This is a genomic window from Pseudomonas sp. 382 (assembly GCF_002759075.1).
Classification (GTDB): Bacteria; Pseudomonadota; Gammaproteobacteria; order Pseudomonadales; family Pseudomonadaceae; genus Aquipseudomonas; species Aquipseudomonas vlassakiae.
In genome coordinates this window covers 1-23,773 of the sequence record NZ_PEMX01000004.1, presented here as the reverse complement: position 1 = coordinate 23,773, position 23,773 = coordinate 1, and the positions used below count along the sequence as shown (strand labels likewise).

General features: G+C 63.1%; 27 protein-coding genes. 13 read left to right on the top strand and 14 right to left on the bottom strand.

Translation table 11 applies throughout. From position 1 onward, the window contains the following. Positions 1-79 precede the first annotated feature (79 nt). From CQW31_RS06475 to CQW31_RS06445, 7 genes are all read left to right on the top strand, one after another. Entirely contained in the window at positions 80-1,729 is a 1,650-nt protein-coding gene (locus CQW31_RS06475; RefSeq protein WP_099814121.1) for an acyl-CoA synthetase, read from the top strand. Positions 1,730-1,740: 11 nt separating this feature from the next. Further along, a complete protein-coding gene (locus tag CQW31_RS06470) occupies positions 1,741-2,508 on the top strand; it encodes an SDR family NAD(P)-dependent oxidoreductase (protein WP_099814120.1) in 768 nt (255 codons plus the stop codon). 11 nt (positions 2,509-2,519) lie between these two features. Then, the gene (locus CQW31_RS06465) at positions 2,520-3,713 is read left to right on the top strand and encodes an acetyl-CoA C-acyltransferase (protein WP_099814119.1); all 1,194 of its coding nucleotides are present in this window, start codon (positions 2,520-2,522) and stop codon (positions 3,711-3,713) included. An 8-nt stretch (positions 3,714-3,721) separates the two neighbouring features. After that, positions 3,722-4,849, top strand: a complete 1,128-nt coding sequence (locus CQW31_RS06460; RefSeq protein WP_099814118.1) for an acyl-CoA dehydrogenase — start codon at positions 3,722-3,724, stop codon at positions 4,847-4,849. A gap of 13 nt (positions 4,850-4,862) precedes the next feature. After that, a complete protein-coding gene (locus tag CQW31_RS06455) occupies positions 4,863-5,636 on the top strand; it encodes an enoyl-CoA hydratase (protein ID WP_099814117.1) in 774 nt (257 codons plus the stop codon). A gap of 288 nt (positions 5,637-5,924) precedes the next feature. Next, positions 5,925-6,329, top strand: coding sequence for a TraR/DksA C4-type zinc finger protein (locus tag CQW31_RS06450; RefSeq protein ID WP_003259022.1), 405 nt, complete (start codon positions 5,925-5,927; stop codon positions 6,327-6,329). Between the two features lie 186 nt (positions 6,330-6,515). Beyond that, positions 6,516-6,710, top strand: coding sequence for a hypothetical protein (locus CQW31_RS06445; RefSeq protein ID WP_054884003.1), 195 nt, complete (start codon positions 6,516-6,518; stop codon positions 6,708-6,710). A 6-nt stretch (positions 6,711-6,716) separates the two neighbouring features. Here the strand turns inward: CQW31_RS06445 and CQW31_RS06440 are convergent, their stop codons facing one another. Next, entirely contained in the window at positions 6,717-6,914 is a 198-nt protein-coding gene (locus CQW31_RS06440; protein ID WP_082433444.1) for a hypothetical protein, read from the bottom strand. Between the two features lie 308 nt (positions 6,915-7,222). Here CQW31_RS06440 and CQW31_RS06435 point away from each other — a divergent pair, with 308 nt between their 5' ends. Beyond that, on the top strand, positions 7,223-7,693 hold the full coding sequence (locus CQW31_RS06435; RefSeq protein ID WP_054884001.1) for a hypothetical protein: 471 nt from the start codon (positions 7,223-7,225) through the stop codon (positions 7,691-7,693). After that, the gene (locus CQW31_RS06430) at positions 7,690-7,902 is read left to right on the top strand and encodes a hypothetical protein (RefSeq protein WP_054884000.1); all 213 of its coding nucleotides are present in this window, start codon (positions 7,690-7,692) and stop codon (positions 7,900-7,902) included. The genes CQW31_RS06435 and CQW31_RS06430 overlap by 4 nt, the downstream gene beginning before the upstream one ends. An 11-nt stretch (positions 7,903-7,913) precedes the next feature. Here the strand turns inward: CQW31_RS06430 and CQW31_RS06425 are convergent, their stop codons facing one another. From CQW31_RS06425 to CQW31_RS06395, 7 genes are all read right to left on the bottom strand, one after another. Beyond that, complete coding sequence (locus CQW31_RS06425) at positions 7,914-8,279, bottom strand: Na+/H+ antiporter subunit G (RefSeq protein WP_054883999.1); 366 nt, start codon at positions 8,277-8,279, stop codon at positions 7,914-7,916. Beyond that, on the bottom strand, positions 8,276-8,554 hold the full coding sequence (locus CQW31_RS06420) for a K+/H+ antiporter subunit F (RefSeq protein WP_054883998.1): 279 nt from the start codon (positions 8,552-8,554) through the stop codon (positions 8,276-8,278). Before CQW31_RS06420 ends, CQW31_RS06425 begins: the two co-directional genes overlap by 4 nt. Further along, on the bottom strand, positions 8,551-9,039 hold the full coding sequence (locus CQW31_RS06415; protein WP_099814116.1) for a Na+/H+ antiporter subunit E: 489 nt from the start codon (positions 9,037-9,039) through the stop codon (positions 8,551-8,553). Before CQW31_RS06415 ends, CQW31_RS06420 begins: the two co-directional genes overlap by 4 nt. After that, a complete protein-coding gene (locus CQW31_RS06410) occupies positions 9,036-10,715 on the bottom strand; it encodes a monovalent cation/H+ antiporter subunit D (protein ID WP_099814115.1) in 1,680 nt (559 codons plus the stop codon). The genes CQW31_RS06415 and CQW31_RS06410 overlap by 4 nt, the downstream gene beginning before the upstream one ends. Further along, positions 10,712-11,056 carry a Na+/H+ antiporter subunit C gene (locus CQW31_RS06405; RefSeq protein ID WP_012315281.1) on the bottom strand — a complete coding sequence of 115 codons (345 nt, stop codon included), beginning with the start codon at positions 11,054-11,056 and terminating at the stop codon, positions 10,712-10,714. Before CQW31_RS06405 ends, CQW31_RS06410 begins: the two co-directional genes overlap by 4 nt. Then, positions 11,056-13,971 carry a monovalent cation/H+ antiporter subunit A gene (locus tag CQW31_RS06400; RefSeq protein WP_054883995.1) on the bottom strand — a complete coding sequence of 972 codons (2,916 nt, stop codon included), beginning with the start codon at positions 13,969-13,971 and terminating at the stop codon, positions 11,056-11,058. The genes CQW31_RS06405 and CQW31_RS06400 overlap by 1 nt, the downstream gene beginning before the upstream one ends. 149 nt (positions 13,972-14,120) lie before the next feature. After that, a complete protein-coding gene (locus tag CQW31_RS06395; RefSeq protein WP_054883994.1) occupies positions 14,121-15,071 on the bottom strand; it encodes a DMT family transporter in 951 nt (316 codons plus the stop codon). 84 nt (positions 15,072-15,155) lie between these two features. Between CQW31_RS06395 and CQW31_RS06390 the strand changes: the two genes are divergently transcribed. Beyond that, complete coding sequence (locus CQW31_RS06390; RefSeq protein WP_054883993.1) at positions 15,156-15,719, top strand: helix-turn-helix domain-containing protein; 564 nt, start codon at positions 15,156-15,158, stop codon at positions 15,717-15,719. A gap of 12 nt (positions 15,720-15,731) precedes the next feature. On the opposite strand, the gene CQW31_RS06385 is transcribed toward CQW31_RS06390, so the two are convergent. Then, positions 15,732-16,280, bottom strand: coding sequence for a cysteine hydrolase family protein (locus CQW31_RS06385; protein WP_054883992.1), 549 nt, complete (start codon positions 16,278-16,280; stop codon positions 15,732-15,734). Positions 16,281-16,362: 82 nt separating this feature from the next. On the opposite strand from CQW31_RS06385, the gene CQW31_RS06380 reads away from it, so the two are divergent. Next, entirely contained in the window at positions 16,363-17,352 is a 990-nt protein-coding gene (locus CQW31_RS06380; protein ID WP_099814114.1) for a GlxA family transcriptional regulator, read from the top strand. Here the strand turns inward: CQW31_RS06380 and soxR are convergent. Next, positions 17,344-17,796 (bottom strand): redox-sensitive transcriptional activator SoxR, encoded by a 453-nt coding sequence (gene soxR / locus CQW31_RS06375; RefSeq protein ID WP_054883990.1) that lies wholly within the window; start codon positions 17,794-17,796, stop codon positions 17,344-17,346. The two genes, CQW31_RS06380 and soxR, sit on opposite strands and share 9 nt — an antisense overlap. Before the next feature lie 86 nt (positions 17,797-17,882). On the opposite strand from soxR, the gene CQW31_RS06370 reads away from it, so the two are divergent. Then, positions 17,883-18,263: an antibiotic biosynthesis monooxygenase gene (locus tag CQW31_RS06370; RefSeq protein ID WP_099814113.1), complete on the top strand. Its 381-nt coding sequence runs from the start codon at positions 17,883-17,885 to the stop codon at positions 18,261-18,263. On the opposite strand, the gene CQW31_RS06365 is transcribed toward CQW31_RS06370, so the two are convergent. Then, positions 18,242-19,012, bottom strand: a complete 771-nt coding sequence (locus tag CQW31_RS06365; RefSeq protein ID WP_054883988.1) for a S9 family peptidase — start codon at positions 19,010-19,012, stop codon at positions 18,242-18,244. The genes CQW31_RS06370 and CQW31_RS06365 overlap by 22 nt on opposite strands. Beyond that, the gene (locus CQW31_RS06360) at positions 18,996-20,114 is read right to left on the bottom strand and encodes a DUF3182 family protein (RefSeq protein WP_099814112.1); all 1,119 of its coding nucleotides are present in this window, start codon (positions 20,112-20,114) and stop codon (positions 18,996-18,998) included. The genes CQW31_RS06365 and CQW31_RS06360 overlap by 17 nt, the downstream gene beginning before the upstream one ends. A gap of 202 nt (positions 20,115-20,316) precedes the next feature. Here CQW31_RS06360 and CQW31_RS06355 point away from each other — a divergent pair, with 202 nt between their 5' ends. After that, positions 20,317-22,125: an aminopeptidase P family protein gene (locus tag CQW31_RS06355; protein ID WP_099814111.1), complete on the top strand. Its 1,809-nt coding sequence runs from the start codon at positions 20,317-20,319 to the stop codon at positions 22,123-22,125. Between the two features lie 54 nt (positions 22,126-22,179). Here the strand turns inward: CQW31_RS06355 and CQW31_RS06350 are convergent, their stop codons facing one another. Further along, positions 22,180-22,461, bottom strand: coding sequence for a hypothetical protein (locus tag CQW31_RS06350; protein WP_054883985.1), 282 nt, complete (start codon positions 22,459-22,461; stop codon positions 22,180-22,182). Positions 22,462-22,652: 191 nt separating this feature from the next. Further along, complete coding sequence (gene rhtA / locus CQW31_RS06345; RefSeq protein WP_099814110.1) at positions 22,653-23,540, bottom strand: threonine/homoserine exporter RhtA; 888 nt, start codon at positions 23,538-23,540, stop codon at positions 22,653-22,655. Between the last annotated feature and the right edge of the window lie 233 nt (positions 23,541-23,773).

Genomic DNA, 23,773 nt, shown 5'->3' with positions numbered 1-23,773 from the left:
ATTGCCGGAGCCCTTGAGCAGCGCGAACATCTTCGGACCGATGGTTCAACTCCAAAAACAACAATCCAGGAGTCCGACGATGCGCGATTACGCTGAGGCCGCTCGTGCCTTCGACCATGCCCAGGCCTCTGCTGCTGCGCTGCATGGCGATCTCGCTGCCCTCAATGCCTGTGTCGAATGCTGTGACCGCCATACCGGTGGCGGTAAACTGGCGCTGGTCTACGAAGACCGTGATGGCAACGGAGCCCGTTACAGCTTTGACCAGCTCAAGAGCCAGGCTGCCCGCTTCGCCAATGTGCTCAAGGCGCAGGGCGTGGGCTCTGGAGATCGGGTCGCCGGCCTGATGCCGCGCACCGCCGAACTGCTGGTGACGATCCTCGCCACTTGGCGCCTGGGTGCGGTATACCAGCCGTTGTTCACCGCCTTTGGCCCCAAGGCCATCGAGCATCGTCTGGAACAGTCTCATGCTCGTGTGGTGGTCACCGACGCCCAAAACCGCCCCAAGCTCGATGAAGTGCACGGTTGCCCGACGATCATCACGGTCGAGGCCCGCAGTGGCGAACTGGATTTTCGGCAGTGTCTGGAGGCAGCAGACGAAGTGTGCGAACCGGTGATGCGCTGTGGGGACGACCCGTTCCTGCTGATGTTCACCTCCGGCACCACCGGCCCGGCCAAACCGTTGGAAGTGCCGCTGCGTGCCATCGTCGCCTTCCAGGGCTACATGCGCGATGCCGTTGACTTGCGCCCTGGCGATCACTTCTGGAACCTGGCCGATCCGGGCTGGGCTTACGGTCTGTACTACGCGGTCACCGGGCCCTTGGCCCTGGGCCACGCCACCACCTTCTATGATGGCCCGTTCAGCGTCGACAGTTGCGCGCGGGTAATCGACAAGCTGGGTATCACCAATCTGGCCGGTTCACCCACGGCGTACCGTTTGCTGATCGCCGCTGGCAAAGACTTCTCGACACCGGTCAAAGGCCGTCTGCGCGTTGTCAGCAGCGCTGGCGAGCCGCTCAACCCGGAAGTGATCCGCTGGTTCGCCGACGAACTGGGGGTCACCATCCACGACCATTACGGCCAGACCGAACTGGGTATGGTGCTGTGCAACCATCATGGCCTGCAGCACCCTGTGCACCCGGGGTCGGCCGGCTTCGCCATCCCCGGTCACCGTATTGTCGTACTGGACGAGCAGGGCAACGAATTGCCGGCTGGCCAGCCGGGCATCCTGGCGGTGGACCGCGAGCAATCGCCGCTGTGCTGGTTTGGCGGCTACCACGGCGTGCCGACCAAGGCCTTCGTCGGCAAGTACTACCTCAGTGGTGACACCGTCGAACTCAATCCGGACGGCAGTATCAGCTTTGTCGGCCGTAGTGATGATGTGATCACCACGTCCGGTTACCGCGTGGGGCCTTTCGACGTCGAAAGCGCCCTGATCGAACACCCGGCGGTGATCGAAGCTGCGGTGATCGGCAAGCCGGACCCCGAGCGCACCGAGCTGATCAAGGCCTTCGTCGTGTTGGCCAGCGGTTACCAGGGCTGCGCCGAGCTGGAAGAAACCCTGCGTCAGCACGTGCGTCAGCGCCTCTACGCACATGCCTACCCCCGAGAAATCGAATTCGTCAGCGAGCTGCCCAAGACCCCGAGCGGCAAGCTGCAACGCTTCATCCTGCGCAATCAGGAAGTGGCCAGACAACATGCGCAACAGGCCACCCCTGTCAGCGCCTGCTAAGGAACGAGATCATGCAGATAGCCAACAAACACTTCATCGTCAGCGGCGGTGCCTCCGGGCTGGGCGCTGCCACCGCGCAGATGCTGATCGAGGCCGGTGCCAAGGTCATGCTGGTTGACCTCAATGCCCAGGCTGTCGAGGCCAAGGCCCGTGAACTGGGTGACAACGCCCGCTTCGCGGTGGCTGACATCAGCGACGAACAGGCCGCGCAGACGGCGGTCGAGGCGGCTGTCAGTGCCTTTGGCAGCCTCCAGGGCCTGGTCAACTGTGCCGGCATCGTCGGTGCCGAGAAGGTGTTGGGCAAGCAGGGGCCGCACGGGCTTGCCAGCTTCACCAAGGTCATCAATGTCAACCTGATCGGCAGCTTCAACCTGCTGCGGCTGGCGGCAGCGGCCATGGCCGAAGGCCAGGCGGACGACAGCGGTGAGCGCGGGGTGATCATCAACACCGCGTCCATCGCCGCCTATGATGGCCAGATTGGCCAGGCTGCCTATGCCGCCTCCAAGGGTGCCATCGCCAGCCTGACCTTGCCGGCGGCCCGCGAACTGGCGCGCTTCGGTATCCGTGTGATGACCATCGCCCCCGGCATTTTCGAAACGCCGATGATGGCTGGCATGACCGAAGAAGTACGTGCCTCGCTGGCGGCTGGCGTGCCGTTTCCGCCGCGCCTGGGTCGTCCGCAGGAATATGCCGCTCTGGCCCGCCACATTATCGAGAACAGCATGCTCAACGGCGAGGTGATCCGCCTCGACGGCGCACTGCGCATGGCTGCCAAGTAAGGAGACCGATCATGACCCTCGCCAATGACCCGATCGTTATCGTCAGCGCCGTGCGCACGCCCATGGGCGGCCTGCAGGGCGACCTCAAGAGCCTGACCGCGCCACAGCTGGGCAGCGCCGCTATCCGTGCTGCCGTCGAGCGTGCCGGGATCGATGCCGCCAGTGTCGAGCAGGTGCTGTTCGGCTGCGTGTTGCCCGCAGGCCTCGGCCAGGCCCCGGCCCGCCAGGCGGCACTTGGTGCCGGGCTGGACAAGCACACCACCTGCACCACCCTGAACAAGATGTGCGGCTCGGGCATGCAGGCGGCGATCATGGCCCATGACCTGCTACTGGCAGGTTCTGCCGACGTGGTAGTGGCCGGCGGCATGGAAAGCATGACCAACGCGCCTTACCTGCTGGACAAGGCCCGTGGCGGCTACCGCATGGGCCACGGCAAGATCATCGACCATATGTTCATGGATGGCCTGGAGGACGCCTACGACAAGGGGCGTCTAATGGGCACCTTCGCCGAGGATTGCGCCCAGGCCAACGCCTTCAGCCGCGAAGCGCAGGACCAGTTCGCCATCGCCTCGCTGACCCGCGCCCAGGATGCGATCGAGAACGGCCGTTTCGCCGCCGAGATCGTGCCGGTGGAGGTCACCGAGGGCAAAGAGAAACGCGTCATCAAGGACGACGAGCAGCCGCCCAAGGCGCGCCTGGACAAGATTGCGCAGCTCAAGCCGGCCTTCCGCGAGGGTGGCACGGTGACTGCCGCCAACTCCAGTTCCATCTCCGACGGTGCCGCAGCCCTGGTGCTGATGCGCCGCTGCGAAGCTGAAAAGCGGGGCCTCAAGCCGCTGGCGGTGATCCCCGGCCATGCTGCCTTCGCCGATACTCCCGCGCTGTTCCCGACAGCGCCGATCGGTGCCATCGACAAGCTGATGAAGCGCACGGGCTGGAACCTTGCTGATGTCGACCTGTTCGAGATCAACGAAGCATTCGCCGTGGTTACCCTGGCGGCCATGAAGCACCTCGACCTGGCGCACGACAAGGTCAATATCCACGGCGGCGCCTGCGCCCTTGGCCACCCGATCGGTGCTTCGGGCGCGCGCATCCTGGTGACCCTGCTGTCGGCCTTGCGCCAGAACAACCTGCGTCGCGGCGTGGCGGCCATCTGCATCGGCGGTGGCGAGGCCACGGCCATGGCCGTCGAATGCCTGTACTGAGGTGAATCATGCTGGTAACTGACGAGCAACAACAGATCGCCGATGCGGTACGCGCCTTTGCCCAGGAGCGCCTCAAGCCGTTCGCCGAGCAATGGGACAAGGAACACCGTTTCCCGAACGAGGCCATCGAGGAAATGGCCGGGCTCGGTCTGTTCGGCATGCTGGTGCCGGAGCAGTGGGGAGGCAGTGACACCGGTTACGTAGCGTATGCCATGGCGCTGGAAGAGATCGCTGCGGGTGATGGCGCTTGCTCGACCATCATGAGCGTGCACAACTCGGTGGGTTGCGTGCCGATCCTGCGCTTTGGCAACGAACAGCAGAAGGAGCAGTTCCTCAGGCCCCTGGCCATGGGTTCGATGCTCGGCGCTTTCGCCCTGACCGAACCGCAAGCCGGTTCCGACGCCAGCAGCCTGAAGGCCCGGGCAAGGCTTGAGGGGGAGCACTATGTGCTCAACGGCAGCAAGCAGTTCATTACCTCGGGGCAGAATGCCGGTGTCGTGATCGTCTTCGCCGTGACCGATCCGGATGCCGGCAAGCGCGGCATCAGTGCCTTCATCGTGCCTACCGATTCGCCGGGCTACCAGGTGGCGAGGGTCGAAGACAAGCTCGGCCAGCACGCCTCCGACACCTGCCAGATCGTCTTCGACAATGTGCGCGTGCCGGTGGCCAACCGCCTGGGCGCCGAAGGCGAGGGCTACAGGATCGCGCTGGCCAACCTCGAAGGTGGCCGTATCGGTATCGCTTCGCAGGCAGTGGGCATGGCCCGTGCGGCCTTCGAAGTGGCACGCGACTACGCCAATGAGCGACAGAGCTTCGGCAAACCGCTGATCGAACACCAGGCGGTGGCCTTCCGCCTGGCCGACATGGCGACCAGGATTGCCGTGGCCCGGCAGATGGTGCTGCATGCCGCCGCACTGCGCGATGCCGGGCGCCCGGCGCTGGTGGAAGCGTCGATGGCCAAGCTTTTCGCCTCGGAAATGGCCGAAAAGGTCTGTTCGGATGCCTTGCAGACCCTGGGCGGATATGGCTATCTGAGTGACTTCCCGCTGGAGCGGATTTACCGCGACGTTCGGGTCTGCCAGATCTACGAAGGCACCAGCGACATTCAGCGCATGGTCATTGCGCGTAATCTTTGAAGGAGCAGACTGCATGGCATTCGAAACCATCCTGTTGGACATCCACGGCAAAGTCGGCCTGATCACCCTCAACCGCCCGCAGGCGCTGAACGCACTCAACGCGCAGATCGTCAGCGAGATCAACCAGGCCCTGGACCAGCTCGAGCGCGACCCGAACATCGGCTGCGTGGTGCTGACAGGTTCCGCCAAGGCCTTTGCCGCTGGCGCCGACATCAAGGAAATGGCCGAGCTGCAGTATCCGCAGATTTACATCGAGGACCTGTTCAGCGATTCGGACCGCATCGCCAACCGTCGCAAGCCGATCATCGCTGCCGTGTCGGGGTTTGCCTTGGGCGGTGGCTGTGAGCTGGCGATGATGTGTGACTTCATCCTGGCAGCCGACAACGCCAAGTTCGGCCAGCCGGAAATCAACCTCGGCGTGCTGCCAGGCATGGGTGGCACCCAGCGCCTGACCCGGGCCGTGGGCAAGGCCAAGGCCATGGAACTGTGCCTGACCGGCCGCCTGATGGGGGCTGAGGAAGCCGAGCGTGCCGGCTTGGTGGCGCGTATCGTGCCGCAGGCCGATTTGGTGGACGAGGCATTGAAGGTGGCAGCGACCATCGCCAGCAAATCGGTGCCGGTCAGCATGATGGTCAAGGAAAGCGTCAACCGAGCTTTCGAGGTCACCCTCAGTGAAGGCGTGCGCTTCGAACGTCGAGTGTTCCATGCTGCGTTTGCCACCGAAGACCAGAAAGAAGGGATGGCGGCTTTCATCGCCAAACGCGAGGCACAGTTCAAAGACCGTTGACTGAGGCGGGGCATCGTCCTGCTGCAAGGTTGAGCTTCATGTCGCCACGGCGTCCCTCGGGATACCGTGGCGCGTTCGTATTTATGTCGGGCAAGGGTGCCAGCGGGCGGATTCCAAGCCATTTCGGGCGTTTCTCCCCTGATTGCTGTTGCTCATGACGGCTTGGCGCCTTAGACTGCCGCCCCCTGTAAAAGAGTGCCGGTTGGCGCTTGAAGAATTCCGCTGCCGATGTGAAGGCGTCGGCGGCACCCGAATCGCCCAAATGCACATTTTTTCATAGAGAATTCGATGACCAAGGAACAGTTGCTGGCCATGTCGGCCGATGACTACATGAACGCTGACCAGCTGGCTTTCTTTGCTGGCCTGCTGCAGGCGATGAAAGTCGAAACCCATGAGCGCATCGAGCTGAGCCGTGCCACCATCGAAGGCCTGGACACCCCGTCGGACCCTGCCGACGTGGCATCGGTCGAGGAAGAGCGCAGCTGGCTGGTGAACGCCATCGACCGCGATCAGCGCTTGCTGCCGCAGCTGGAAATGGCGCTGGACCGCATCGCCGACGAAAGCTTCGGCTGGTGTGATGATAGCGGTGAGCCGATTGGCCTGAAGCGCCTGCTCATCAGCCCGACCACCAAGTATTGCATCGAAGCCCAGGAGCGCCACGAGCAGCTCGACCGCCACCAGCGTCAGGTCTGACCGGCCGCCTTGCGCCAGCCCCATGGAGTAATCCCTGGGGCTTTTTGCGTTTTTTGCGTCGAAGGCGCTTGCGGGTTTTGTTGCTCGGAACGTAACACTGCTGTACCGGGATGTGCTGTTTCAGGGCAGTCGGCGGGCGTATCATGACCTCATCGTTAGGGTGCTATCAAAGTGCCGGAGGAAATGATGAACAGCCGAGTCGATGTCGCCGTGATGATCGGTTCAGGTGTGCCAGCAGGTTTGCAGGCACGGGGCAAGCGGGTGTGTTGGGTGGTCCTGGTCAATGGCGAGCGCCGTGGTACCGCGTTCGCCACCCGTCGCGAGGCCATGGAATGCCAAGCCGCCTGGTTGCAGATCATGCAGGATGGCCACGCCGCCTGAGGTCATTCAGGCTTCCAGGCTGCGGGCCAGTGCGCAGGCATCGCGGTGCAGGCGGCGAAAACCCTTGACCCTGCCAGTGGCACTTTCGGTCACGTGGAAGAATTCGATACCTGCGGGTATGACGACGTAGCGTGGCCTGTTGCTGACGTATGCGTGGTAAGAAATGCTCTTTACCTCTCGACGGATTTCGGTGTTTTCGTGCATATTCATTCCCCGGTAATGCGTTGATTGGATAGCTGAGCCCGTTGTGCCAAGGGGCTTGCAGTTATCTATTGCATCTTTTCTGGCGGGTTTGTTGTCAGACATTACGCTTCCCTGACAGGGAATATGCCGAAAGCCCGTTTTGAGGCCACGTCTGGCAAGCCGGAGTAAAGTTTCCTGCGAGCTACATCGCCAGCAGGCACAGACGTTTCGCGCATCACTTTATTATTCTTTTCGCCTATCGAATTGAAATGGCCGCGCCTCACCGACTCCGAGTGAGGGCGGATGCCACCGGTTTGAGGATTACTTCATTGGCAGTCAGTACACTGGATACCCACGCCTTGTTTGCCCTGGGCGATTTGCGCGGCAAATTGGCCAAGCTGTTTCAGGGCCGTTTCATCTATGTCACCGAACAGAACCCCGAAGGCCTTTACATGGCCGAGATCGATACCGAGAGCGCCTTGGTAGTCGATGACAAGCAACGCCTGGAATTGAAGGTCGGCGATCACTTTCGTGCCGCAGTGTTGCCTAGCCGCGAAGGCGGCAAGCTGGAAATGCGCTTTCGCGACATCAAGCTGAATGTCTACGGTGTAGGCGACTACGCATTTGTTTCGGTGCCGGAAGGTGAGGGCATCGTATTCCGCGAGGGCCACGGTGTGATGCTGGTGTTCGCCGCGCAACAACAGGTTCAGGAAGGGCTGGGCAAGCTGCTCAAGGCGGTGACCGGCAAGGTCGCGAAGTGGCGCAAAGGCGAGCTGACCACCTTCAAAGCCAGTGAATGAACGAAGGTGACGAAGCGCCAGGAACGCGTGCCGAGTTTCATCGGCAATACCAGGCGCAAGCCATGGCCGAGGCCCGGCGCCTGCTGGCGCAACGAGAGGCGATGGGCTTGGGCTGGCTGACCTGGGTGGCGGCCCAGTTGTATCAGCTGAGCCCTGCGCCTTATGCCGCCATGGTACGGCGCGAGTTGCAGCGCCTGACCCAAGGCTGAGCACAGCCGCTTCAGTTGCCGCGATCCCGGCCGCTGCTGACTTCTTCCGGTACGGCTTCGTTCGCCATGCGTTTGCGGAACAGCGCCGCCCTGGCCAGCAACAGGGTAGTGACCGGCACGGTGATCGACAGCAGGATCGGAATCAGCCAGGCGTGGAGCACCGGGCTATCCTTGAGCCAGGAAAAGTAGATGATCGATGCCAGGGCCACGCACCAGGCGCCGATGGTCGATGCCAGGGCCGGTGGGTGCATGCGCTGGAAGTAGTCTTTCAGGCGCAGCAGGCCAATGGCGCCGATCAGCGCGAAGAGGCTGCCGATCAGCAGCAGGGCGGCAGTCACCAGCTCAAGCCAGAACGGCAGTTCAAGGGTTTCAGTCATTCGATCACCTCACCACGCAACAGGAACTTGGCCAAGGCGAACGACCCGACAAAGCCGAACAGGGCAATCAGCAGTGCACCTTCGAAATAGGTGTCACTGGCATAGCGGATCCCCAGCACCAGCATCGTCAGCATGCCCAGGATGTACAGGTAGTCCAGTGCCAGCACCCGGTCCTGTGCGGAGGGGCCGCGGAACAGCCGGACCAACGCCAGGCCCATGGCCAGGGCGAAGATGAACAGGCTGGCGAGGACTGCGTTGGCGAGCAGGCCTGTCATTCGAAAATCTCCATCAGCGGGCGTTCGTAGGTGAGCTTGAAGTGCTCGATGAAGGCGGCTTCGTCGTCGAGGTCGAACACATGCAGCAGCAGTACGCTGCGGTCCAGGGCCAGCTCCGACCATACGGTGCCGGGTACCACCGTGGTGATCATCGACAGTGCTGCGAGGCCGTGGGCGTCGCGCAGGTCCAGTGGGATGTGCACGAATGCCGAGCGAGGTGGGCGTTGCCCGGCGCGCAGCACGCCGATGGCCACCAGCAGGTTAGAGTGGATGACATCGATGCCGACCCGGCCAATCAGCTTTGCCACCACCCAGGGTTTGCGCACATGCGCGTACTGCGGGCGCAACGGTGCCATCAGCAGCGGGGCCAGCACGCCAAGCGTTGCGCCCAGCAACAGGTTGCCGGGACTGACCGACAGGTTCAACAGCAGCCACAGCACGAACAAGGCCATGGACAGCAGAGGTGCGGGGAACAGTCGGCTCATGGCTGCACCTGTACGTCGAGTGTGGTCGGGCCGGGAATGGGCCGGGCCGCCATCACCGCTTCGATGTAGGCTTGCGGTGCCTGCAGGCTGGCCGCCGTGTCCTGGGTATAGCGCAGCAGCGGTTCGGCCCTGAAACTGAGGATGATGCACAGGCCGAGCAGGATCACGATCGGCAGGCACTCGTAGCGGCGCAGTACGGGCGATGGGCGCTCTTCGGGCTTCCAGAAACGCTGGATGCCGACCCGGCCAAAGGCGATCAGCGAGGCCATGCCCGAGAGAATGAGCAAGGCCACCAGCCCCCAGCCTGCCACCGATAGCGGTTGTTCGGCGGGCATGCCCAGGCCTTGTGGATTGAACAGCGCGCTGATCAGGTTGAGCTTGGCAACGAACCCGGATAGCGGCGGCATGCCGATGATCAGCAGGGCGCAGGCGATGAAGCTCAGGCCAAGGAAGGCCATGGTCCATGGGATGATCTGGCCGATGACCACTTTCTGCTCGTCGTCGAGGTTGATGCCCTTGGGTGGGTGCAGCGACTCGAGCGGTGAAGGCATGGCATCTTCTTCTTCATCCAGTGGCGCTTCGTTGGCCGAGCGCGAGCGCTCGACCAGTTCGGCCAGCAGGAACAGCGCGCACAACGCCAGGGACGAGTTGACCAGATAGAACAGCGCGGCGCCGGTAAGCGCCGGCTGGGCGAAACCGACCGCGCCGAGCAAGGTGCCGGCGGAAACCAGGATGCTCAGTGCGGCCATGCGCTCCAGGCGCTGTGCGGCCAGTATCGACACCGCTGCCACGGCGAGGGTCGCCAGGCCGCCGTAGATCAGCCATTGCCCGCCAAAGTGCGCCGAGGCCCCTGCCTGCCCGGAGAACAGCAGGGTCCACAGGCGCAGTACGGCGTACAGGCCGACCTTGGTCATGATCGCAAACAGCGCTGCGACTGGTGCACTGGCCGAGGCGTAGGCGGGCACCAGCCAGAAATTCAGCGGCCAGATGCCGGCCTTGGCCAGGAAGGCCATGGCCAGGATCGCTGCACCTGCATGCAGCAGGCCACGGTCGGCTTCCGGCACCAGAGGGATCTTCAGGGCGAGGTCGGCCATGTTGAGGGTGCCGGTCACGCCATACAGCATCGCCGCCCCGACGAGGAACAGCGATGAGGCGAACAGGTTTATGGCTATGTAATGCAGCCCGGCACGCACCCGAGCACGGCCCGAGCCATGCAGTAGCAGGCCGTAGGAGGCGGCCAGCAAGACTTCGAAGAACACGAACAGATTGAACAGGTCGGCGGTGAGGAAGGCGCCATACAGGCCCATCAGCTGAATCTGGAACAACGCGTGGAAGCTGGCGCCGGCACCATCCCAGCGGGCGCGGGCGAACAGCAGGGCGCTGATGCCGATGACACCCGTCAGGGTCAGCAGCAGTGCGCAAAGATGATCCACCACCAGCACGATGCCAAAGGGCGCGGGCCAGTTGCCTGGGAGGTAGACGCCGATCGATTCGGCCTGCCCCTGGGTGCGTACCCATAGCAGCAGGCTCACGGCGATGGCCAGGCCGGTGAAAGTGGACAGCAGGTTCAGGCGCGCCTTGATCCGCCGATGCTTTTCGCCAAGCAGCAGCATCACTGCGGCAGTCAGCAGCGGTAGCAGGATAGGGGCGACGATCAGTTGACTCATGCCACTCATTCGTCACGCTCCCGGCCATCCACATGGTCGGTGCCGGTCAGGCCACGCGATGCCAGCAGCACTACCAGGAACAGCGCGGTCATGGCAAAGCTGATGACAATGGCCGTGAGCACCAGCGCCTGTGGCAGCGGATCGGTGTAGTGCAGCAGGTCCTGAGTCACGCCTTCCTTGATGATCGGCTCCTTGCCGATGAACAGGCTGCCCATGCTGAAGATGAACAGGTTGACCCCATACGACAGCAGGCACAGGCCCATGATCACCTGGTAGGTCCGAGGGCGCAGGATCAACCACACCCCCGAGGCGGCCAGTACACCGATGGCGACTGCGATGACTTCTTCCATCAGGCGGCTCCTGCTTGGCTGGGCTTCGATGGGCTGCCCGGGCGGTAGGCGCGCACCGACTGGTGCGCGAGGGCGGTGAGGATCAGCAGCGTCGAGCCGACCACCACGGTGAACACGCCGATGTCGAAGAACAGCGCGCTGGCCACGTGCACATCGCCGAGCAGGGGCAGGTGCAGGTGGGCGGTATGGGTGGTGAGGAACGGATAGCCGAGCAGCATGGCGCCAGCCCCGGTCAGGGTTGCACAGAGTAGCCCGGTGCCCATCCAGCGCAGCGGCCGCAGGCTCATTTGCGCCTCGACCCACTGGGTGCCGGCCACCATGTACTGAAGGATGAACGCCACCGACATCACCAGGCCAGCGACGAAACCGCCGCCCGGCTGGTTATGGCCACGCATGAACAGGTACATCGATACCAGCAGGGCGATCGGCAGCAGCAGGCGCACAAGCACCGCCGGCACCATCATGAACCCCAGAGCGGTGTCGGTGGCATGCCGCGGGTTGATCAGGTCGGTGACCACGTCCGGCGCCAGCTGACGCTGCTGCGCGGGTAACTGCATGCTCTCTTTCGGCGGGCGGAAGCGCCGCAGCAGGGCGAACACAGTCAGCGCCACGGCCACCAGTACGGTGATCTCGCCGAGGGTGTCGAAGCCGCGGAAATCCACCAGCATCACGTTGACCACATTGGTGCCACCGCCTTGTGGCAGGGCGCGGCTGAGGTAGAACGAAGAGATGTCGTTGGGTGTCGGCCGGGTCAGCATGGAGTAGGACAACACGGCCATGCCGCCGCCGACCAGTATCGCCAGCAGCAGGTCGCGCAGGCGGCGGGCACGGGCACGGTCGAGGCTGCCAGGGAGCGGGGACACACCTTCGATCCGCCGTGGCAACCAGCGCAGGCCAAGCAGGATCAGTACCGTGGTGACCACTTCGACCACGAGTTGGGTCAGGGCCAGGTCAGGGGCGGAGAACCAGACGAAGGTGATGCACGTCATCAGGCCGCAGACACCGACCATGATCAGCGCGGCCAAGCGATGGTACTTGGCCTGATAGGCAGCCCCGATGGCACAGGCGATAGCGATCAGCCACAATGCGACGAACACCCCGGAGCCCGGGATCTTCGGCCGGTCACCCCAGCTCAGGCCGCTGTACAGCATCGGCGAGAGGCCGGCGATGAAGGCGGCCAGTACCAGCATGAACAGTTGCGACTGCAGGCGGCGGCTGGTCAGCAACCGCTCGATGCGCCGTGCCAGCAGCATCAGCCGGACCTGACCGTGCTCGAACAGGCGCTTGCCGTTGAGGCGCTCGATCAGCGGTGGATACGGGAAGCGCCCGAGACGCAGCTGGTTGCGCAACAGCAGGTAGAGCACGATACCGCCGCACATGGCCATCAGGCTCATGATCAGCGGGGCATTCCAGCCGTGCCAGATGGCCAGGCTGTATTCTGGCAGTGTGCCACCCACCACCGGCAGTGCAGCGGCGGCCAGCAGCGGGCCGACCGACTGGGCCGGGAATATGCCCACTACCAGGCAGGTGAGTACCAGCAGTTCGACCGGTGCGCGCATCCAGCGAGGTGGTTCGTGCGGCGTGTGTGGCAGGTCTTCTGCCGTAGGCCCGAAAAATACATCGACAGTGAAGCGCAGGGCATAGGCGACGCTGAAGGTCCCGGCGAGGGTGGCGATCACCGGCAGCATTGCTTCGACCCAGGCGGTGGAGCTGATGAACACGGTTTCGGCGAAGAACATTTCCTTGGACAGGAAGCCGTTCATCAGCGGCACGCCGGCCATCGAGGCGCTGGCCACCATGGCCAGGGTCGCGGTATAGGGCACCAGGCGGACCAGGCCGCTCAGGCGGCGGATGTCACGGGTGCCGCTTTCATGGTCGATGATGCCGGCGGCCATGAACAACGAGGCCTTGAAGGTAGCGTGATTGAGAATGTGGAACACGGCGGCGACCGCTGCCAGCGGACTGTTGAGGCCCAGCAGCAGGGTGATCAGGCCCAGGTGGCTGATGGTCGAATAGGCCAGCAGGCCCTTGAGGTCGTTCTGGAACATTGCGGCGAAGGCGCCCAGCAGCAGGGTAATGGCACCCGCGCCGCCCACTATCCAGAACCATTCTTCGGTGCCCGACAGCACTGGCCAGAGGCGTGCCAGCAGGAACACGCCGGCCTTGACCATGGTCGCCGAGTGCAGGTAGGCGGAAACCGGAGTGGGTGCTGCCATGGCATGGGGCAGCCAGAACTGGAAGGGGAATTGCGCACTCTTGCTCAATGCGCCGATCAGGACAAGGGGCAGCAACACCGGGTACAGGGCGTGCTGGCGGATGGTTTCGCCGGCAGCCAGGACCTTGTCCAGGTCGTAGCTGCCGACCACATGGCCGAGCAGCAGGGCCCCGACCAGCAGGCATAGGCCACCGGCCCCGGTGACCATCAAGGCCATGTAGGCGCCGCGGCGGGCGTCGGCGCGGTGATGCCAGTAACCGATCAGCAGGAACGAGAACAGGCTGGTCAGTTCCCAGAAGAACACCAGCTGGATCAGGTTGCCGGAGATTACCAGGCCGAGCATGGCACCCATGAATGCCAGGAAAAAGGCGAAGAAGCGTGGCACCGGGTCTTGCGGCGACATGTAGTACCGGGCATACAGCGACACCAGCGCGCCGATACCCAGTACCAGCAATGAGAACAGCCAGGCGAAACCGTCCATGCGCAGGACCAGGTTCAGCCCCAGGCTGGGCAGCCACAGCAGTTCTTCGCGAATAACCCCGCCATCGACAACCTGAGGGTACAGCAGTGCTACCTGGACGGTGCCGACCAGGGCCACGAGCCCAGCCAGGATGGACTCTGCGTTACGTGCGTTGTGCGGCAGCGCAGCTGCCAGGCAACTGCCCAGGAACGGCAGAAGCAGTAGCACTATCAATGACATAGCGTTCTATTCTGGAAAGGTTTGCAAGGATCATACGTGCCGGGCCGTTGATCACCAACACGCAAGCTGTCGCAGAATCCTACAAAAGCGCTGTGACAAGCTGTTTTTTTATAACAGTTTTTTACAAAGCATAGACGCTGCCGGGCGCTTCACAGGCCGGCTTCAGTTTCGCGCGCGGCTGGTGCCTCGAGGGCATCGCTGCCTTCACGGCTGCGCCGGATCTTCAGTTCGCTCACCACCACGGCAATGACTATCAGCAACCCGCCGATCAGTGCGATGCCTGGCAAGCGCTCGCCAGCGATGCGCCCAACGATGCCGGCCCACACCGGCTCGCCCGCGTAGATCAGCGTGGCGCGGGTGGGTGAAACCGACTTCTGTGCCCAGTTCATCGCCACCTGGATCACCGCGCTCATGGCGCCAAGGCCCAACGCGCTGAGCAACAGCAACCAGGAAAAGTCGGGCAGACGCTCCTGGGTCGGCACGATCATCAGGAACGCCAGCAGCGAAGCGGTTGCCAACTGCACCACGGTGACCCGGCGCACATCGACCTGGCCGGCGAAGCGGCTGATCAGGATGATCTCGGCGGCGATGGCCACGGCGCTCACCAGGGTCACCACTTCACCTTCGCTGAAGTGCAGCGCGCCGCCTTCGGGGCCGGCCAGCAGCATCAGGCCGACGAACGCCAGGCAGATGCCGATGCTCGGCATCAGCCCTGGACGGCGGCCCAGCACCAGCCACTGGAGCAATGGCACGAACGGCACATAAAGCGCGGTGATGAAGGCCGACTGGCTGCTGCTGATGGTTTGCAAGCCCATGGTCTGCAGGCCGTAGCCCAGCATGATGGAGACGCCGATCAGCACGCCGGCTTTCAATTCGGTGAAGGTCAGGCCGGGCAATGCACGCGCCGATGCCAGGCCGACAAACAGCGCCGCTGCGGCGAAGCGCAGGCCGACGAAGAACATCGGGCCGCTCACGGTCATGACGTTGTGCACCAGCAGGAAGGTACCGCCCCACAGCATGGTGATGAACACCAGCACCATTTCGGCCTTGCTCAGGCGAAAAGAGACTGCGGTTTGTGGGCTGCTGGTCGGTCGGCTCATGGTCTTGCGCACTCGGAGGGAGCGGCGCACAATCGCCGCAAAGTGGGCAGTATACTGCGCAAATCCCTACCAGTGAGCAATATAGTGCACAAAGATTCGACGCACCGTGCCTCGGTGCTGCAGCATGTCAGCCTTAATGTCCGCAGCCTGCGCAATGCGACCGGGCTGAGCCAGAGCGCCCTGGCCGAACGTTCCGGGGTCAGCCGGCGAATGCTCGTGGCGATCGAGGCGGGCGAGAAGAATGTCAGCCTGACGACCCTCGACCTGATTGCCGAAGCCCTGGGTGTCGCCTTCAGCACCCTGATCCAGGCCCCCGGTCAGCGCGACCCCAGCCGCATCGACGAACTGGCCTGGACGGGCAAGCACCCGCAGAGCAAGGCCGTGCTGCTGGCCAGCAGCAGTGCCCGGCGCGAAGTGGAAATCTGGGAATGGACCCTCGCGTCTGGCGAGTACTACACCAGCGAAGCTGATGCCGAGGGCTGGAGTGAGCAGATCTATGTGGCCGAAGGCCAGTTGACGCTTATTATCGAGGGCGCCGAGCACTGCCTGCAGGTCGGGCAGTTCCATGTATTTCCCAGCAACTGCCGCTATGCCTATCGCAATGATGGGACAGTGCCCGTGCGCTTTGTGCGTAACGTGGTGATCTGATGCCTTTGAAGGTCAATCGTTGAGCAATTCGTCGGTCTTCACCACCTTGGCATAGGCGAACGCCAACGCCGCCATGGCCGAGTCGTGCACATGGGTGGCCGGTACCTGCTTGCCCTCGAACTCCAGCGGCAAGGTGGCGCAGGCATCGTGGGCCACGGTGACGTCGAAGCCGAAGTCGGCGGCGGCGCGGGAGGCGGCATCGATGCACATGTGGCTCATGCTGCCGACGATGGTCACAGCCTTGACCTGATGCCGGTCCAGCGTCTGCTTGAGATCGGTCCCGAGGAACGCGTTGACCTTGTGCTTGAGCACGACCGGCTCGCCCGCTGCAGGGGCCACCTTGTCGTGGATGGCTGCGCCCTCGGAGCCTGGCGCGAAGAAGGGCGCATCGGCGCTTTCGAACTCATGCTTCACATGCACCACCAGATCGCCCTTGGCGCGCGCTGCAGCGAGCAGGCGTGCGGCGTTGTCAGCTGCCTGGTCGGCCCCCTCGAGGGTCCATTTGCCGCCGGGGAAATAGTCGTTCTGGATGTCGATGATGATCAGGGCCTGCTTGCTCATGCTGCCTCCTGTGGCAGTAGTAGTTGGATGACGATAGTTATAGGCTGTGGGCATCGACTTGAGGATTGGCGCGATCGACACAATGGCGGCAAAAACTGACAGCCCCGGCAACCTGGAGATCGGCCTGCTGCACTACCCGGGCGCGCAGCGCGCGGCGTTGCACGGCCTGAGCGACGTGTTCAGCGTGGCCAATCGCATGGTCGCCGAGCTGGGCGCCGTCGGGCTGCCGCAGATCCGGGTCAGCCACTGGCAGCTCGATGAGGCAGGGCTGTTGCAGCGCATTGAGGACGGCCTTGGCGCGGCGAGCCAGCCGCTGCGTGTGTTGATCATCCCGCCGAGCCTGGAGGCGACCCCGCCCCCGGATCTGCTCGAACGTCACCGGCAGCCGTTGTGCCAATGGCATGGCCAAGGCACGGTGATGGCGTCAGTGTGTATCGGCGTGTTCTTCATTGCCGCCAGTGGCCTGCTCGATGGGCGGGCAGCCAGTTCTCACTGGAATTACGCGCAAACCCTTGCCGAGCGTTACCCCAAGGTCCATGTGGAGGCCAATCTGCCGCTGCTGGATGACGGCGACATCATCACTTCTGCTGGCCTGATGGCATGGACCGAACTGGGGTTGCGCCTGCTGGAGCGCTATCTCGGCGCGTCGGTGGCCTGGGAGACGGCGCGCTACCTGTCCGTCGAGCCGGTCAGCAGGCCATTGCCGGGGGCGCTGTTCAGCCCGCGCCTGGACCATGGCGACGAGGCGGTGCTGAAAGTTCAGCACTGGTTGCAGGCAGCGGGTGCGCAAGACGCCGACCTCGCCGGCATGGCCACTTGTGCCGGGCTAGAGGTGCGCACATTCCTCCGGCGCTTTCGTGCGGCCACCGGCCTCAAGCCTACCGAGTACTGCCAGCAAGTAAAGGTGGGGCGTGCCTGCCGAATGCTGGAGTTCACCCGGCGCACGGTCGAGCAGATTGCCTGGGGGGTCGGTTATCAGGACCCGGGGGCGTTTCGCAAGGTGTTCCAACGCATTACCGGGCTGACTCCCAGCGAGTATCGGCAGCGCTTTGCCTTGCCTGGCTCAGGGTAGATGCGGCCCCGGCCCCTCATCCGCCAGATGATCCTGGCGATTGCGCAGCGGGCATTCCTTCAGCGACATGCAACCGCAGCCGATGCAGCCGTCGAGCTGGTCGCGCAGCCTGACCATTTCGTCGATCCTGTGGTTCAGATCCTCACGCCAGCGTGCCGATAGGCGCCGCCAGTCTTCGGCGGTCGGAGTTTGGTCGTTGGGCAGAGTGGCCAGCGCCGAGGCAATCTCGGCCAGCGCGATGCCCAGGCGCTGGGCCATCTTGATCACCGCGACCCGGCGCAGCATTGCCCTTGGGTAGCGCCTTTGGTTGCCCGCATTACGGGTGCTCTGGATCAGGCCCTTGGTTTCGTAGAAATGCAATGCAGTCACTGCCACGCCGCTACGCGCGGCCAACTGGCCGACGCTGAGCAGCTTTTCCGGGGCAGTGGGGGATGGCTTGGGCATGGGAAAAAACGCTTGACCTTGAGTTAACTGGAGGTTTTACCCTTCTGGCGATTCCGAATCAAGCGCTCGCAGCAAGGAGACACGCGATGACGGCCACCACGCATTCCCTGTGGTTCACCCAGATGATCGAATATGAAGTGCCCGCTTCCCGCCAGGTGGCACTGGCTGAGGCATTGGTTGCGCGCAGCGAGGAGTTGGCTGCGCGATGCCAAGGTTTGCAAAGCGTCAGCATCCAGACCAGTGACGATGGCAGCCGGGTCTTGCAAAACCTGCAATGGCAATCACGCCAGGCTTGGGTGGTAGCGGCGGAGTTGTTTGCCGAGGAGCCCTTTTTCGAACTGCTTAGGCGCCATCAGGCGCGTGGTGTCAACCTTTCCGCGTATCAGGCGATGCGCAGCCTGATACGCGGGGCCGATGGCGGGCTGCATTGCCAGGTTGCCGACCTTCAGGCGTACCAGGGTGCGTAGTGCGGGTAGCGGTCCAGGCGTGCGCCGATCACCATCTCGCTGACCCATGCGGCCAGGATCGAGCTATAAGCCTTCTGGCTTTGCTCACTCGATAGGGCGTGATCGGCACCGTCGACGATGCGATGGGTCAGCGAATGAGCGCTGACGAATGCCGAGCGGTAGCTCATCAGTGTGGCGTGGGGCACGTAGTCATCCTGCTCCGATTCGACCAGCAGCACATCACCGGAAAACTCGGCACAGGCCGCCAGCGCACGGTTGTCGGAGGGGCCGAGCAGGCGCAAGCGGTAATCGTTCAGGCGCTGGCGGTCGAGCGCCTGTTTGGGCATGTTCCATTCGTCATCCCAGTACATCGCTGGCACGCGCAACGCCAGCCATTTCACTGGCCGCTGCAAGGTCAGCAAGGTGGCCAGATAGCCACCGTAGCTGCTGCCAATGATGGCGATCGCGCTGCTGTCCACCGCCGGATGACTGACCAGCCGATCGTAGGCAGCCAGCAGGTCCTGGAGATTCTGCTCGCGCGTGACGGTCAGGCGCTGGCTTTCGGTTTTCGCGTGGCCGCGCAGGTCGAAGGTCATGCACACGCAGCCCAGGCCCGTAATGTGCCGTGCGCGTGCCAGGTCGCGCTGCTGGCTGCCGCCCCAGCCGTGGACGAAGAGAATGCCGGGCATCTTGCTGCCGGGGCTGACCAGCGTGCCGACGATGCTGTCATCCTCGACCTGCAGTTCCACGGTTTCACTCTGAATGCTCATGCCGGCGAATCCGTGCGTATTTGCTGAGTTGTCCGAGTTCACTGTCGTTTCCTTGATAGAAGAGGGTGGCGTCAGCGGGCAAGTCTGGCGTGCCGAACACTTCATGGGTTGAGGCGCATACCTGCTGTAGTGCCGGGTCGTCGGCAAATGCCTGCAGTGCCGGGAGCTCTGCGCTGCTGGCTCCCCCTAGACGCCACGATTGTTCGAGCACGCCGCTGCGCACATGGCCGTCGGCCGTAATGCCGCGAGCGATATCGTAGTTGCGCCGCGATGCGATGAAGCCCGGGAAGTGCTGCTCGGCGGCTTGCTCGTAGGCCATGGCCTGGGTAATTGCCAGGCGCAGGTGGTCTTCCAGAGGCCGTTGCAGCAGGGCCAGGTAGTCACCGCGCACCACGACCAGTTCGGAGCCGCCGTAGACTTCGGTACCTTGGTGGTCCCGGGTCAGCTGCTGGGTGCCGTGATAACTGCAGGTCAAGCCGCCGACGCGGACCTGACCGACACTGAAGGTCTCGACACGGCTCAGGTCTTCTTCCAGCACCAGGCCCCACAGGGCGAGGTCCCGTTCATCGATGTTGCTCAACAGCGGTTCCAGCTGATCCGCCTCGAAGATGACATGCTGGCCCCGCCCCGCACTCGCCAGCACCGGCTTGACCCGGACTGGACCATCAAGCAGCAGCAATTGGGTGGCGCGCCGGGCATCGGCCTTGCTGAAAACGGTGTAGCCGCGAAGTAATGCATCGCTTGCCTGGCGGGCGAAGGCATCGGTCCAGCCCGGTGGGAATTGGGCATCGGCCGGTATCGGGTGGGAAATGGCCTTGGTAGCCATGTAAGGGTGGCTGACCAGTCCGCCGAACAGGTCGTGCTCGCTGCGAATGCCCATGGCGGCATAACGCTCAGGGCCGACCAGGGTTTCGGTAGGCAGGTAATAATAGTGCGGGTCGTCCTTTGCGGGCACGCCCGGCAGTACGGCATGACAACCCAGCAGCCGGGCCAGGCGGTCCGCCAGTTTCATGTGCACGGCATGTTCATGTTCCGGGGTGTGCTCGCGAGTGTCGAGCAATACCACGGCGGTCTTCGGCTGGCGGGCACTGGGCATGGGCATCTGCCTGTTTGCAGTGAATGTACAGGTTGTGAAGCCACTGCCATCGGTAAGTTCAGCTGGATGTGACTGACGGTCCCGGCCCGGCTGCAGGTGGCGGGATGGGCATAGCGTGCCGTGAGTCGGCCGCCGCGATTGCGGGACTGTGGCAGCTGTTCCATTATTCTCCCCCTGGAACAACCACGATGTGACCGCAGGAGTGCGCATGAACGTTCAGACCACGATTGAGCAAAGTGTGCCGGAGCGCTTGGCGCGCGTGCGCGCAGTCATGGCCCGGGAGGGGGTCGATGCCCTGTTGGTGCCGTCGGCCGACCCACACCTCTCCGAGTATCTGCCGGGCTATTGGCAAGGGCGTCGGTGGCTGTCGGGCTTTGACGGTTCGGTAGGTACATTGGTGGTGACCGCAGACTTCGCGGGGGTGTGGGTCGACAGCCGTTACTGGGAGCAAGCCGAGAAGGAGCTGGCCGGTAGCGGCATCGTCTTGATGAAGCTTCTGCCGGGCAAGCCGGGTGCGCTGGAATGGCTGGGTGACAATGTTCGGCTCAAAGGTACTGTAGCCGTAGATGGTGCAGTCATGGCGCTGGCTTCGGCCCGCCAGCTCGAGGAGCGACTCAAGGCCCGCGAGGCGCACTTGGCAACCGATCGGGACTTGCTCGCCGAGGTGTGGGAGGGCCGCCCGGCGCTGCCTGCCAACCCGATCTATCAGCACCTGCCGCCCTATGCCACGGTCAGCCGGGCCGAGAAGCTTCGCCAACTGCGGGCAACGCTGCAGGAGAGGGGCGCTGATTGGCACTTCATCGCGACGCTGGACGACATCGCCTGGCTGTTCAACCTGCGCGGCAGTGATGTGTCCTACAACCCGGTCTTCGTGTCCTTTGCACTGGTTGGCAAGGGCCAGGCGATCCTGTTCGTCGGCACCGGAAAGCTTGATGAGCACTTGCGCCATGTACTTGAGGTCGACGGCATCGAGGTGCGCGATTACAGCAAGGTTGCGCAGGCGCTGGCTGAACTGGCCCCGCATAGCCGACTGCTGGTCGACCCGGCTCGCGTGACTTGCGGCTTGCTGAAGCATCTGGATGCCCAGGTTCAGCTGATCGAAGGGCTGAACCCGACCACCCTGAGCAAATCACGCAAAGGTGAAGAAGAGCTGGTGCACATCCGCCAGGTCATGGAGCAGGATGGCGCGGCCTTGTGCGAATTCTTCGCCTGGTTTGAGGCGCATCAGGGCCAGGAGGCCATCACCGAACTGACGGTCGATGAGCAGTTGAGCGCTGCGCGCGCTCGCCGACCAGGTTTCGTCTCGCTGAGCTTTTCGACCATTGCCGCGTTCAACGGCAATGGCGCGATGCCGCATTACCGCGCTACCGAGGAATCCCACGCGACCATCGAAGGTGATGGCCTGCTGCTGATCGATTCCGGTGGGCAGTATCTGGGGGGCACCACCGACATCACGCGGATGGTTCCGGTAGGCACGCCAAGCGTCATGCAAAAGCAGGACTGCACGCGCGTGCTCAAGGGCATGATTGCCTTGTCGCGAGCCAGCTTCCCGCGCGGCATCCTGTCACCGTTGCTCGATGCCATTGCACGGGCGCCGATCTGGGCAGACCAGGTGGACTATGGGCACGGTACCGGGCATGGTGTTGGCTACTTCATGAACGTGCACGAAGGTCCCCAGGTGATTGCCTACCAGGCGGCAATCTCGCCTCAGACGGCAATGCAGGTGGGCATGATCAGCTCGATCGAGCCGGGGACCTACCGGCCGGGCGCCTGGGGTGTGCGCATCGAGAACCTGGTGGCGAACCGCGAGGCGGGCAATAGCGCGTTCGGCGAGTTCCTCTGCTTCGAGACGTTGACGCTGTGCCCTATCGATACGCGCTGCTTGCTTCCCGAAATGCTGACCACGCAAGAGCGGGATTGGCTGAACCAGTATCACGCCACGGTACACGAGCGCTTGGCTCCTTTGCTGCAAGGCGCTGCGCTGGATTGGCTGAAGGCGCGCACGGCGCCGCTTTGACGGATGCTGGCAATCGGTACATATAAAGAAGGGCAGCTCGCAGGCTGCCCTTTTCTATTTACAGATGACGATCATGCTGCGGCTGGTGTAGCCGGCGGGGTTGATGCCGAACAGGTAGTCCCCGGGCTCCTCGTCGGTGTCTCCGGAGCGGGCGATCACCTTGTAACCGCGAGCGCTGCAGGAAGTGGCCGCTTTGCTGTAGCACTTGTCCCATGACGAAGACAGGCCAGAGCAATTGATATGCAGGCCTTTCTTCCCCTTTTTGACCTCAGTTTTGGCCGTTGCGGCGCATCCGGCCATGGCCAAGACGGCCAGGATGAGCAAAATACGTTTCATTCCTGTCCTTAAATGCACGGGCCGATCAGCTGTCTGGCCCAGTCGTTATCGCTTCGGTCTTCCTGAACCTTCCTCGGCTTCCGTGTCCGCTCAAGTAGATAGCGTAAAGATTATGATTTTGTGACAGCTTAATCAGCGAGGCGAGCGGGGACAATCATTAATCTTGTCTCAAAATGAAAATACTTCTCAAATCAGTCTGCTGCAACTGCAGGACTTGTCTCACGGCGCATGGACAATGTCGCGCCTACGGAGGCTGCGATGATCGCAAGAATGGCCAGCCACTGGGTGGTGCTGAGTACCTCGCCGAGGAACAGCAGGCCTGACAGCGCGCCAATCGCCGGTTCGATACTCATCAGCGTGCCGAAGGTGCGGGCTGGCATGCGGGTCAGGGCGACCATTTCCAGGCTGTAGGGCAGGGCGGTCGAAAGCACGGCGACACCCAGTGCCAGAGGGATCACGGCAGGGGTGAGCAGCGCACTACCGGCATGTACGATGCCGACAGGCGCGACAAACAGCGCTGCGACCACCACGCCGAGGGCCGCACTCTGGATACCATGCTCGGCGCCGGCACGTTGGCCAAACAGAATATACAGTGCCCAGCACACACCCGCGCCCAGTGCATAGGCCGCACCCTGCAGGTCCAACGGCTGACCACCGTGCCCGACCGGCAGCAGCAATAACAGACCCGCGACGGCCAGGGCAATCCACACGAAGTCCAGCGCACGCCGCGAGGCAAACAGCGCTACTGCCAGGGGGCCGGTGAACTCCAGGGCGACAGCGATGCCCAGCGGTGTGGTCTGCAGGGACATATAGAAGAGGAAGTTCATGCCGCCCAGTGACATGCCGTAGATGACCACGTTGCGCAGGGTGTTGGCGGTCAGGCTGACCCGCCATGGCCGCAGGATCAGCAGCATGATGATGCTGGCGAAGATCAGGCGCAGGGTGGTGGTGCCTTGAGCGCCAATGATAGGGAACATGCTTTTGGCCAATGAGGCGCCGGACTGGATCGAGGCCATGGCAATCAGCAGCAGGCCGATCGGGAAGAGAGTGGCGGCCAGGCTGCGGGGCTGGGTGTTCATTTCTGCGCGGCTATCCTTGGGAGGTGTACGGGGGTGTGCAATATAGTGCGCAATTGCTTGGGTGGGGTGCAAGGGTATAGGGGATCGGCTTTTCTTGAAATTTAGCTTGACGGGGTTTCGAATCCCCTTATAATGCGCCCCACTTCCAGCGACATCGGAACGACAAACTCCTTGAAATTCAACGAGTTAGGTAGTTAAGGTGAGGTTGGAGGCGCTTCGGTCGAATGATCGAT